Genomic DNA, 12,373 nt, shown 5'->3' on the forward strand with positions numbered 1-12,373 from the left:
CAGCGCCTTGACTGTTATATCGATACGAACGCGCCGTCCAGTGCGGCGCCACTTGCCGGCATGTTGCATCTGCTCTACATCATCTTGCTTAACGCAGGTGCCAACACTGACTGCCGTTCCGTAGGAGGCATAGGTGGCGCTATATAAAATCCCTGTACTTCGTCGCAATGCAATGCCTTAAGTGAGTGGACCTGTTCAAGCGTCTCGACACCTTCCGCCACAACTTTCATGCCTAGAGAATGCGCCATGGTAATAATGGCTTTATAAAAGATCTTGCTGGCCTCGCTCCTCTCCAGGCGTGCAGTGAACGCTTTATCCACCTTTAATGTATCGAAGTCGAGTTCCTGAAGCTGGGACAAGGACGAATAGCCTGTGCCGAAGTCATCGACCAGCAGTCTTATTCCCATTCCTTGTATCGCCGTCAGTACGCTCGATACTGCCTCGTTTCCGGCCATCATGACCGATTCGGTCAATTCAATCTCGACAAGCTGGGCACTGACATCATGTCGCCGAAGTGCCGCAGATAAGGATTCGCCAATGTTTATCTTGGCGAACTGGATCGCGGAGACATTGATGGAAACCGGGACCACCCGGTGTCCTTGCCGCGTCCAGAACGCAAGCTGGGAGCACACGCTGTCGATAACCTGTTCGCCCAATTCAACAATGAGGCCCGTCTCTTCGGCAAGCGGAATGAAGGAACGAGGTTCGACGATTCCCCGGGAAGGGTGCGCCCACCTGACCAACGCCTCCATGCTCGAGGTTTCTCCGGTCGCAAGACTGACCCGGGGCTGATAGTAGATGACGAATTGATTGTGTTCTATGGCATGTCTTAGCTCTGCCTCGGCCCGGTACTTTTGCTGTATCGCCTCAAAAAATCGCACATCGAAGTAGCGGAAATCTCGTTTTCCGCTGGTTTTGACCGCGTACATCGCCATATCCGCATTATTTATCAACGCGTCGGCGTCTTGTCCGTCATCCGGGAAGATGCTGATGCCGATTGAAGTGCCGACACTATGAACACCTTGCAGCAGCCGAAAAGGCGCTTCAAAGGAATGAAGGATGCGTTGGGCGACATGCGCGGCGGCGTCCTTGTCGGATATGTTTTCAGTCACAACAATGAATTCATCGCCGCCGATGCGCACTACATAGTCGTGCGGACGAACGGCTTCCCTTAGTCGCTTTCCAGCATTTCTCAGCAATTCATCTCCGGCATCATGACCCATCGTGTCGTTGACGGCCTTGAATCCATCGAGATCGATGAACAGAAGGGCAAGCAGGTGGCGCGATGCCTGGGCGGATGCCAAGGCCTGCGGCAAGTACTGTTTAAGCCAATGCCGGTTCGGCAGTCCGGTAAGGGCGTCTTCATTCCCGATTCTTTCCAGCTCCGCCACATGCGCCTTGGTCGAACTGATGTCCCTCATGGTCACGGCGAGGTCGCCGTCAGGACGGTTTATCAGTACATGTAGCCAGTCGGGGAAAAAGGTGCGATTGTCCGTCACATCGATTTCTCTTTCGAGATGGCGTTTAACATAGGCAACATGCAGGAGGTCAACAACCTGCTGCACATTTTTTTCATCGAAAAGGGCGAGAATATTTTCGCCTACGACTTCTTCGCGGCGATGGCGCATGAGCCGCGCACCTTGTTCATTACAATCAATCACCTTGAAGCTGTTGATTTTTTCTTCGGCATTCAAGATCGGGCGAATAATGAAAAATCCATCCTTGCCCCGTTCGGTCGCGGTCCGGTAGGTTTCCTGCAATTCCTTGAGTTGTCGCTTTCTCCATGAGAGCCGCGCATAAAACAATATCGCAACCAGTGTGAGCATGGCAAAAATGATATTCGCCAGAAGTCCGCTTTTGATGGTGCCTGAACGTCTTTCCAGATAAGGTGCCAGAGCATCATGCTGATCGATACCGGCGACTGCCACCATCGAATAGCGGTCTGTCGCCTGCCATCCTATGTAGCGGGAACGATGATCAGAGAAATAGGGCGCGCCGGATACCGCGAGGACACCTGCGTCACTCTCCAGTGGCAAGGGAGCCAGAATGGCAGGGGATTGAGGGTTATAGACCCGGTCGCCAACCCGGGTGATCCGCACATTGTTGTCGTTGCCGAGAATCGCCAGCAAGCCGTTCGCCCCCAGCGTCAGCTGATCATAACCGGCAATGAAGTACTCGGGAGCGACAGAAACAAGAACAATGCCCCCGAAACCGCCGGTGTCCGAGATAAGTTTTCTCGAAAAGTGTACGACAGTCCGCTTGCTGAGAATTCCGTAACGAGGACGGCCTATGAATAGCGGGTCGTCCTGAGCATTTTTCTGTGCAAGAAAATATGCCTCTTCGCCAACATTAACCTGGTTTGCAGGTTCGAACGGAAGGGTGCTTGTTACGCGATCCCCGCCACTATTAATGATACTGACGTAAAAGCTTAATTGCATTGGCAGGGAAGTGGCTGTTCCGAGGCCGGCCAGACTGAATCCGTCTCCAGAAGTTTTCCACCCGTACCGGATATACATCGTAAGCTGGTCGATCGCTTCAATGGTCCGCGAGACATGGTTGGCATACGATCTGGAGAGGATTTCTGCTTCACGCATGGCCGCCATTTCCACATGACGCTTTTCATGATCGGCAGCCGACAAGAGATAGAGCCAGGCAACGCCGCTAAGTATCAAAACAGCCAGTGCCCAAAAGGCGAGGAAGGGAAGACTGTATTGATAAAAGCGTTCCCGATCCAGACCCGCAGGCCAGGGAGCTTGGCTTGGTACGGAACCGTCCGGTGCAGTCACCATGTAGCCCTCTACGGTGGGAACCAAGAGAACGTCGGGCATATATTCGGGATGTCCGGCAATCCACTATGCCTTGAAGAGTGTCAGCCTTGTATTTTAGATGCTTGCACGCAGAGGGAATTGACCTAGCAAGAAGTAGGTGCGGGAAAATGAAATGCGGCTGTCCGTCATTCGATCTGTTCGTCATCAATACTGTCTGACCGCGACATCGCTCAGTCAGCGATTCGATATCGCAACTATTCGCAACTATTGACGGATCTCGGGTTGCAGATCGATTTTTCTATACGTGTGAATCAGCGATGCGAGAATAAAAGTACGAGCCAGCCGGACTGGGCTCACACCATGCTTGAATGAAAGGCTGTGCATATGTCTGCCCATACCTATAAGTTGGTCGAACTCGTCGGGTCGTCGCCGGACGGCTCGGATGAAGCAATCCGGAATGCGATTGCTAAAGCATCGCGGACCATCAAGCACCTCGACTGGTTCGAAGTAACCGAAACGCGAGGACACATCGTCGACGGCAAGGTCGCCCATTTTCAGGTGACGCTCAAGGCAGGTTTCCGCATAGAAGAATAAGCTTGCCGTCGCCTGGACGCGGTCAGCTTCAGGTAGCGGACTGAAGAATGGCGCAGGCGCATTGCATACCAATTTTCGACATGGCTGTCGTATCAAGCCGACGGCTGTCGGCGTGTTCCTTCTCGCCATAAAATTATCCGACCGCACAGCGCTGCACATCGCAAGATTTATTGCGAAATTGACATTCTTTCTCGCTCGTCGACGCAGCTTTCTTTTGTCCGAATGGGCCATCGACTTCCTTGTTTAAATGTCATCGCAAGCTGAAGTGTTGTTTTGCTCATGCGTCCAATTCCGCGACGGGCAATAGATTGTTAGAATGCCCTCCGTTGCGGATTGGAACGTTTTTATGGACTCAGGAAGCAGAAAAACTTCAAGCCTTGTTTTTTCCCTGTTTTATTTTTGTGCCGCTGGCGCTTTTGCCGACACAGACAAAGCTGCCGGCGCAGTCGCGCGCGCGGCCGAACTTGCCGCTATCCGTGCAAAGCACGATAAGCTTGAACGCGAAGTCGCTGCAACCTTACGGCTGCGCCAGGAAGAATTGCGCAAGGAAAGAGGGGTAAAAACAAGCGATTCCGGTTTCAGGGACACGGGTTCAAATGCATCCTACGGAGCAAAGACCCATCTGCAACACGCCAGCCATTGGGCCTACGAAGGCGAAACCGGGCCCACGCGATGGGGAAAGCTGAATCCCGCATGGGCCAAGTGCGATAGCGGTACGCGACAATCGCCAATTGACATACGCGACGGCATCCAGGTCGACCTTGAACCTGTCGCGTTCGACTACAAAATGTCGTCGTTCAATGTGCTGGACAATGGCCATACCATTCAGGTAAATGTCGGTGCAGGTAATCGGATCACCCTCACAGGCCGTACGTACGAGCTGGTCCAGTTTCATTTTCATCGACCTTCCGAAGAAAAAGTGGACGGCCGAGGCTTTGAAATGGTGGCGCACCTGGTGCACAAGGATGACGAGGGGCGCATCGCCGTGGTCGCTGTCCTGATCGAAAGCGGCAATCCGCACGGATTGATTCAGACCGTATGGAATAACCTCCCGTTGGAAAAGCTCGATCCGCTGGTTCCCGGCATCTCGTTCGATGTGAATCAACTGCTGCCTCAGCGGCGCGAATACTATACCTATATGGGATCGCTGACGACTCCTCCCTGTAACGAGGGTGTGCTATGGATTGTCCTGAAAGAGCCGATACAAGTCTCCAGGCAGCAGATCGCGATTTTCGCCCGTCTATACTCGATGAATGCTCGGCCGGTGCAGGCAAGCTCCGGACGTCTGATCAAGGAGTCCAACTGACTTGAGCGACCCTCATCACTTGCAGCGGTTTATTCTTGCGCAAGACCCGGTCTACGAGATGGCGTGTGAAGAACTGCGCCAGGGGTACAAGCGGACACACTGGATGTGGTTCATTTTTCCCCAGCTGGCGGGGCTGGGCCATAGCGAAATGGCCAGGCGATATGCGATCGCGTCGATCGACGAGGCGCATGCTTATCTTGGTCATCCGGTACTGGGATCGAGGCTCCGGGAGTGTTGCCGCATCGTGCTTGGACTGAGTGGAAGATCGGCAAACGAGATATTCGGGTATCCGGACGATATGAAATTCCATTCGTCGTTGACCTTGTTTTCACACGTCACAGAAGAGGGTGATGTATTTGACGCGTGTCTTGCGAAATATTTTGATGGCGAACCGGATCAACAGACTCTCAACGGCCTTCAATAAGCCATAGATGAGATATGAGATGTCACCGAAACGGACGATGGAGCTCACATCGCCCGGAATCCTTATTCAGCGCGGAGCATTGCTAATCCCGGCCAAGCAATAAGGGCCTGCTACCAATCATGGTATCGACCGGGAATTCAACTCAACTATTTGGCGACGTGCCAGATATTATTCACGCCATCGCCTGTCTTGTCGCCAGGCTTCTGGTCTTTTATCCAGTAATACAAGGGCTTGCCTTTGTAAGCGTATTGCTTCTTGCCGTCATCCCGTGTAATCACGGAAAAGTCGCCGGATGGCGTACCGCTTGCCGCAGTGAACGGAGGCCAGTTTTCAGCGCACTGGCCGTTGCACATGCTTTTTCCCTCAGCATCCTTATCGTAGGTGTAAAGCGTCATGCCGTTGCTGCCTACAAGTACGCCGTCCTGCATTTTTGCCGGTGCCGAGCTTTGTGAAAAAGCCATGCCCGCGGCGGACAGAGTACCGATAAACAATGCCGACGCACAAATGCGGAACGAGGAAGTTGTTTTGCGAATGTTCATGGCAATTCCTTTCTTCTTGGTTGTGAGGTTTCATGAAGATAAACGTGCCAATGCTAGGACGGATTCCATACGTCCTGGACAGCCATCTTTCTCCAAGAGAGATTCGAGCGTACGTCACGCCCGCATGAATCATTTGAGCCAGCGCAAGAGGGTAGACAACGCCAGGCTTTTGAGGTTTTCAGTGTTGCAGCAAACTACGGTAAATGGTTTACACCGGCATGGGTTACCGTTGCGAAGCGGAGACATTTCTTATCCAACCAACAATGCGTTTTGTAGGCCCTGGCCTCTTCATGTTTCTTTTGGAAAATATGTCTGTTATGTTGGAGACTCGGGGCATGAAAGCGCCGTACGGTAAAGCGTGGACCATACCGCGCATCCGTCAATTCGAGAGTAGTGGCAGGATGGTTTTGTCGTGCGATTTGGCGAAAGCCGCCGCGGCGCCACTTCCCACGTAGAGGAGCCTATACATGAATATGTTTTCCGTCCTGAATCGCATGCTCCTATGGCACAAGTTCGTGATTCTGAGCATTGTCGGTCTCATCCTGATCACGATCCCCACCACACTGTACCTGCGCGAGTCGAGCAAAATTCTCAATGCCCTCACGATGGAAACGCTGGCTCGCGTCCCCATGGCAACGATCCTCAAAACGATCCAGAGCACGCAGCAGCATCGCGGCTTGTCGGCGTTGGTGTTGGGCGGTGTCAGGGAAGCCGAAGGAAAACGTGACGACAAACAGATCGAAGCGGATCGATACTACGAAAAGGTAAGCGCAATCGTCAAGGAATTGGGCAACAGAGAGATCGAGGCGGCCTGGGAACCAGCGAAGCGCGATTGGGAAACCTTGCGTGCCGGAGTCAGCAATCGCACGTTGTCCGTCCCGCAAAGCTACGAGGCGCATACCGCACTGGTGCCGAAGCTGCTGGTCGTCAATGAATTGATGGCCGACTACTATGGTTTGAATCTCGACCCCGATCCCGATACCTATCAACTCATCCAGTCGATGTTCTATCAATTGCCCTATCTCTCCGAAGAACTGGGGAAGATGCGCGCCAAAGGAGCTGGCTTGTTAGCCACGAAATCGGCAACAGCCGAAGATCGCCTGGTATTGTCGGCCATCGTGGCGCGTGTCAGCGACCGGTTGTATCAGACTGTTACCCAATACAACAAGGCAGCCACTGCCAATCCGCGCATTCACGACAAGCTTGGAGCAAGCATCAAGGCGATGAACGACCTGGCGACGCAAACCATGCAGTTGGCCACCGATAAGATCGTCAAAGCCGATCCACTCGAATACTCCGGCTCGGAATATGTGAAGCTCACCACGCAGGCGATCGATGCGCAATTTGCGACGAATACGCTTGCAACCGAGGAACTCAACGCCATCTTGGACGAAAAGATCTCGGCTCGGCAGATCACGCGCGGCGTGATGATGGCATCGATTTTTGGCCTCATCGCATTAGGCGGCCTCATCCTGTTTTTGATCGCCCGCTCGGTGAGCCGGCCGCTCAATCACGCCGTCGAAATTGCCGAGCGTGTAGCTTCCGGCGATCTGACGTCGAGCTTCGATATCAGCGGCAAGAACGAGACGGCCAGATTGATGATGTCGTTGAAACAGATGAATGACAACCTCAGGCGCATCGTCGGCGACGTTCGCACCAGCGTCGACACGATCGCCTCGGCGTCGAATGATATTGCGAGCGGCAACGCCGATCTATCGTCGCGCACGGAGTCACAGGCATCGAGCCTGGAAGAAACCGCGTCGTCGATGGAAGAAATCACCTCCACGGTGCGCCAGAATGCGGACAATGCGAAGCATGCCACTCAGCTGGTCAGCAGCGCATCCGAGGTCGCAGTCAAGGGCGGTCGGGTGGTGTCCGAAGTCGTGCAGACTATGGCGGCGATCAATGACAGTTCGCGCAGGATCGTCGATATCACCAATGTTATCGACGGCATCGCCTTCCAGACCAATATCCTTGCCTTGAATGCGGCAGTCGAGGCTGCACGCGCCGGCGAACAAGGACGCGGTTTTGCGGTGGTGGCTGCCGAAGTGCGCAGTCTGGCGCAGCGCAGCGCGTCCGCCGCCAAGGAAATCAAGGGGCTCATCGACGACAGCGTCGAGAAAGTCGATGCGGGCAATCGCTTGGTGGCGCGGGCCGGCGCATCGATGGAAGAAATCGTGTTGAGCGTCAAGGGTGTGACAGACGTCATTTCCGAGATCGTGTCGGCGTCGCAGGAACAGGCCGCCGGCATCGACCAGGTCAGTCAGGCAATCACGCATCTGGACGAAACGACACAACAGAATTCGGCGCTCGTAGAGCAAGCTGCGGCGGCCGCGGAAAGTCTGCACGAGCAGGCGCAGTTGCTGGTGCGGGCGATGGGCATGTTCAAGCTGCGCGAGGGCGAGATGGCGATGACGCCGATGAAAACATAGCCGCTGTCTTGCATCAATGGGAGCGCGGCAAGACGGAGGGCATTTCCTTCCGGTCAGATGGGGGACGAGCTTTCGGTGTTGTAGCGCAGACGGAAGCAAGAAGCGTTTATGCATCGAAAGCGAAAGGGGCTTGTTCACGTCATTTTGAATGGTCAGCCGGAGGACGTAATGAGTATACGGTCGCTATGTTTTCTTGCAACGATTTTGGTAGCGCCTTCAATATGGGCAATGGAGCCTGGCTCGGTCTTGTCGAAGCAGGTCGAAAATTCGATCGGTATGAAGTTTGTCCTCATACCCTCTGGCGATTTTTTGATGGGAAGCGACGAGTCGGCTGAATCCCTGGCTGCGGCTTATCCGCAATACGACCGCGCCCGCTTCCTGGCGATTGGCGACGAAGCTCCGGTTCATAAAGTGCGTATCACACGGGCTTTCTATCTGGGGCAGCATGAGGTGACCGTTGGACAGTTTCGGCAATTTCTGGAACAGACAGGTTATCGGCCGGAATCCGAGTCCGACGGTACCGGCGCTTACGGGTACAACCCGGCTTATGACCCGACCCAGTCCGCCCGCGGCGATGCCTTCGAAGGAAGAGACATCAGATTTTCATGGCGCAATCCGGGCTTTGATCAGACCGATGATCACCCTGTTGTGAACGTGACATGGAATGATGCAACGGCATTGTGCAAATGGCTCAGCAAGAAGGAGGGAAAGACTTACCGCCTGCCTACCGAAGCGGAATGGGAATACAGTGCGCGGGCCAATACCCGCACCCGATATCATAGTGGCGACGACCCTGAGTCCCTGTCGAAAGTAGCGAACGTCTTTGATGTCACCGCAACGAAAAACTGGATCAAATGGGAAAGTTACGCGCTTGAAGGGCGTGACGGTTATGCGTTCACTTCACCGGTCGGCAGCTTTGCGCCGAATGCGTTCGGACTCTACGACATGCATGGCAACGTATGGGAATGGACCGCGGACTGGCATGATGAAAAGTATTACCTCAATTCACCGACCGATGACCCGAAGGGCCCAGACACCGGTTCGGTACGCGTACGTCGCGGTGGCTCTTGGCATACATGGTCGTTTTATGCGAGGTCATCGTATCGAAACTGGAATTCTCCTGCAACGCGCTATACGCTGGTCGGCATGCGGCTCGTACGCGAGGAAAAATAGCAGCGTTTCCTGATGGAGGAGGGGGCATTTAGCTTGAGATCAGCCAAGACTCGGCACCAGGAATGGCTTGGTTCGGTAGCGCCAAGTATCCTTCTGGCGCACAATCAAGTAACCTAGTGGGTCATTTGGCAACAGGATGCGCATACGTTTTTAAAATAATGAAAGACAACAAGAAACCTTCCTTGCAACCCAGCGCATCTGCGCCGCGCCGGCTTACCATCAAGGATGTGGCGCACGCCGCGGGCGTGTCGCTGACCACAGTGTCCCATGCGCTTAACGATCGTGGATATGTCGATCCGGACACCCGGGCAAAGGTAAAGCGTGTGGCTAAAGAACTTGGCTATCGTCCAAACCTCCGAGCGCAGCGCTTGCGGACCGGTAAAGCAAACAGCATTGCGCTGCTCTCTTCGATGCCGTTCGCCGTGGCCGGTGGTTCGTCGCGCCTGGGCTTCATGATGGAGATTGCTGCAATTGCCGCGGAAGCTGCGCTACAGCAGGGGCAAGCGCTAATATTGGTGCCCCATTTGGAAGGTTCGCGGCAGCTATTGAATGAACTGGATGTCGATGGAGCACTTGTTGTCGAGCCTATCGCTCGCGATCCTCAGATCCTGCGCTTGCAGGAACGTGGAATCACCGTGGTTTCCATCGGCGCGTTGGCCGACAAAGACTTGTTAATTCCGCATGTAGACTTGCAGTCAGGGTTGGCCGGGCAATTGTTGCTTGACCATTTATTCTCTCAGGGTGCACGGCGCATCGCTTTGCTGATCGGATCGGAGCAACGCCATTCATACATTGAAATGGAGCGTGTCTACTCGTCCTTTGTACGCGAACACGGCTTGCGCGGGTTGGTGATAAAGGCGGATGAAACCGGGGGAGAAGAGGCGGGAAGAGTAGCATGCCGCCAACTGTTCACCGATGAACCGGGGATTGATGCGCTCTGTGTGCCGGTGGATGCGTTTGCTACCGGTGCGATCAAGGCCTTGACCGAACTTGGCCGCAAGGTGCCGGACGACGTCATGGTGGTTACCCGTTACGACGGTTTGCGCGCCAGGAATTCCAAGCCACCTCTGACCGCAGTTAACCTGCATCTTGAACATGTCTCTTCGTTAGCGGTGGATTTGCTTTTCCAGCACATCTGTGGCGACACACGCTGCAACGCGGTATTGGGACCGGCACCGACTCTCCAAATACGCGAATCCTCGACACCTCGCAGGTCAGAATAAAAAGAGAGGCCTGCCGCTTTCGATAAGGATTAAACAGGTGTCTTAACTGCAAGAAAACAGGCAGCTTGCAAATCATTTGGCTTTCGCATAGACTCCCCAAATCGATTTGGGGAATTTGGCGCTTCCGCTTTTGCCGTTGCAAGGAACAAAGCTAGCAGCGATATCATTTATGCACAAGCAAAGCACGGCGCCATCCAAAATCGATTTGGGGTAGTCAGTAGTTAAGAAAGGGCGTAATAAGCCCCCTATAGAGGGACAGCGCGCTGGAAGGCTTTCAATCACAACGCGGTTTTAGTTGCGCTTCTGCAAGGACATGCAACTAAGAAAGAATGGAGACACGCATGCCAGACAACCTAAGGAATCCGACCGCTAATTCTGCAGCAGAATTAGCAGGCGGCCACATTAATACATCGAATCAACACACCATACGGATTAACCACCCCGAAAAGACGAGCAGCGTTCCGGAAGTTGATGAAAAACTTCCACTCACCAAACTTGTTGCATTCGGTTTGCAGCATGTGCTGGTCATGGCCGCCTCGCCTATCGCCTCGGTATTCCTCATGGCCAAGGCACTCGGTTTCTCGTCGGCGCTTACCATCAATTTGCTCAGCGCGACATTCATCATGTGCGGCATCGGCACCCTATTGCAATCTTTCGGTCCGCGCGGTATCGGCGCTCGCCTGCCGTTCATTATGCTGCCGGGCGGCGCGCCGATCGTACTCTTCATTCTTATCGCGCAGCAGACCGACCTGCAGACCGCAGCCGGCGCGGTGTTGTTAACCGGCGTCGCTTATTTCGTCCTGTTGCCTATTTTCCGACGCTGTTTGCAGTATTTCCCGTTAGTGGTCGTCGGCACGATGCTGTTGCTGGTGTCGATCAACCTGACAAAAGTGTCCGGAATCCTGATCACCGGCAATCCGGGCACGCCCGGTTTCGCCAGTCCGCAAAACCTGTTTCTGGCGTTTGCGACGATCGCATGCACCGTACTGTTTTCTCGCGTATTGACCGGCATGTGGCGTCAGCTGTCGATCCTGCTCGGACTGATTGCCGGCACCCTGGTTGCGATAGCCATCGGGGCATTCCACGCCGAGCCGATTCCGCTATGGCCGCTGTTCAGTGCGCCGAGCTTGCTGCCTTTTGGCATGCCGAAGTTCGACATCATCGCAGCCCTTCCGCTCATTATCTTTTCGGTCATCTCGATGGTGGAAGCAACCGGCCAGACCGTCGCGATCGGCGAAGCGGTTGGCAAGGACATCGATCAAAAGCGCGACGTGCCCAAGACGATTCGCGGCGACGCGGTGATCTCCTTCCTGGGAGGCTTGTTCGGCACCTCGCTAATCATCACCAGCGGAGAGAACATCGGCGTGGTGCGTGCAACCGGCGTGCGCTCGCGTTATGTGACCGTCATGTCCGGGCTCATCCTGGTCGTGTTCGGCCTGCTCGCGCCGTTGACAAAACTGATCAGCTTCGTGCCTGAAGCCGTTGTTGGCGGCACCGGGGTGATCGTATTCGCAATCGTCGGGATCATGGGCATCGACATGCTGCGGCGCGTCGACCTGCGCGATCATGCCAACATGTACATCGTCGCCATTGCGCTGTCGGCTGGACTGTTGCCGATCCTGATCCCAGGCCTCTATTCCAATTTCCCGCCCAATGTTCGCATGCTGCTGGGAAATGGCGTGGCCATGGGCGCCATTGCGGCCGCACTGATGAATTTCGTCTTCTTCCATATCGGAAGAGGGCGAGGCAAAGGCGGTCAGGCCGCGCACCACTGATCCGGCCAATCGGCGCGCGTTTGGTACGCCGCCGGCTCCCGACATATCGCATTTCGCGTTGCACCTGCTCGTTCGCTGCGGGAGGTGGAGGCCTTTGCCGGCGAAATGCGTTGATCGTGATTGCTGTAGCTCGACGAAG

Annotated in this window: 9 protein-coding genes; 7 read left to right on the forward strand and 2 right to left on the reverse strand. The window is 54.6% G+C overall.

Translation table 11 applies throughout. The features are described from left to right. Positions 1 to 74: 74 nt before the first annotated feature. Complete coding sequence (locus tag D3871_RS27940; protein WP_158598105.1) at positions 75 to 2,789, reverse strand: bifunctional diguanylate cyclase/phosphodiesterase; 2,715 nt, start codon at positions 2,787 to 2,789, stop codon at positions 75 to 77. Between the two features lie 363 nt (positions 2,790 to 3,152). Between D3871_RS27940 and D3871_RS27945 the strand changes: the two genes are divergently transcribed. From D3871_RS27945 to D3871_RS27955, 3 genes are all read left to right on the forward strand, one after another. Beyond that, entirely contained in the window at positions 3,153 to 3,362 is a 210-nt protein-coding gene (locus D3871_RS27945; RefSeq protein WP_119772330.1) for a dodecin, read from the forward strand. Positions 3,363 to 3,708: 346 nt separating this feature from the next. Then, entirely contained in the window at positions 3,709 to 4,668 is a 960-nt protein-coding gene (locus D3871_RS27950) for a carbonic anhydrase (RefSeq protein ID WP_233575842.1), read from the forward strand. Between the two features lies 1 nt (position 4,669). Then, positions 4,670 to 5,092 (forward strand): DUF1810 domain-containing protein, encoded by a 423-nt coding sequence (locus D3871_RS27955; RefSeq protein WP_119772332.1) that lies wholly within the window; start codon positions 4,670 to 4,672, stop codon positions 5,090 to 5,092. A gap of 146 nt (positions 5,093 to 5,238) precedes the next feature. On the opposite strand, the gene D3871_RS27960 is transcribed toward D3871_RS27955, so the two are convergent. Further along, entirely contained in the window at positions 5,239 to 5,631 is a 393-nt protein-coding gene (locus tag D3871_RS27960) for a COG4315 family predicted lipoprotein (protein WP_119772333.1), read from the reverse strand. A 467-nt stretch (positions 5,632 to 6,098) separates the two neighbouring features. Between D3871_RS27960 and D3871_RS31485 the strand changes: the two genes are divergently transcribed. The 4 genes from D3871_RS31485 (at position 6,099) to D3871_RS27985 (ending at position 12,234) form a co-directional block, all read left to right on the forward strand. Further along, positions 6,099 to 8,063: a methyl-accepting chemotaxis protein gene (locus D3871_RS31485; protein WP_274381788.1), complete on the forward strand. Its 1,965-nt coding sequence runs from the start codon at positions 6,099 to 6,101 to the stop codon at positions 8,061 to 8,063. Positions 8,064 to 8,291: 228 nt separating this feature from the next. Next, complete coding sequence (locus D3871_RS27975) at positions 8,292 to 9,236, forward strand: formylglycine-generating enzyme family protein (protein WP_233575913.1); 945 nt, start codon at positions 8,292 to 8,294, stop codon at positions 9,234 to 9,236. A 182-nt stretch (positions 9,237 to 9,418) separates the two neighbouring features. Next, a complete protein-coding gene (locus tag D3871_RS27980) occupies positions 9,419 to 10,459 on the forward strand; it encodes a LacI family DNA-binding transcriptional regulator (RefSeq protein WP_233575843.1) in 1,041 nt (346 codons plus the stop codon). A gap of 431 nt (positions 10,460 to 10,890) precedes the next feature. Then, positions 10,891 to 12,234: a uracil-xanthine permease family protein gene (locus D3871_RS27985; RefSeq protein ID WP_420799693.1), complete on the forward strand. Its 1,344-nt coding sequence runs from the start codon at positions 10,891 to 10,893 to the stop codon at positions 12,232 to 12,234. The last annotated feature ends 139 nt before the right edge of the window (positions 12,235 to 12,373 follow it).

This window comes from Noviherbaspirillum saxi, assembly GCF_003591035.1.
GTDB lineage: Bacteria > Pseudomonadota > Gammaproteobacteria > Burkholderiales > Burkholderiaceae_D > Noviherbaspirillum > Noviherbaspirillum saxi.

Coding starts and splice junctions, on each gene's coding strand:
- D3871_RS27960 (WP_119772333.1), bottom strand. CDS start 5,631: ATGAACATTCGCAAAACAACTTCCTCGTTCCGCATTTGTGCGTCGGCA.
- D3871_RS27975 (WP_233575913.1), top strand. CDS start 8,292: ATGGAGCCTGGCTCGGTCTTGTCGAAGCAGGTCGAAAATTCGATCGGT.
- D3871_RS27950 (WP_233575842.1), top strand. CDS start 3,709: ATGGACTCAGGAAGCAGAAAAACTTCAAGCCTTGTTTTTTCCCTGTTT.
- D3871_RS27940 (WP_158598105.1), bottom strand. CDS start 2,789: ATGGTGACTGCACCGGACGGTTCCGTACCAAGCCAAGCTCCCTGGCCT.
- D3871_RS27945 (WP_119772330.1), top strand. CDS start 3,153: ATGTCTGCCCATACCTATAAGTTGGTCGAACTCGTCGGGTCGTCGCCG.
- D3871_RS31485 (WP_274381788.1), top strand. CDS start 6,099: ATGAATATGTTTTCCGTCCTGAATCGCATGCTCCTATGGCACAAGTTC.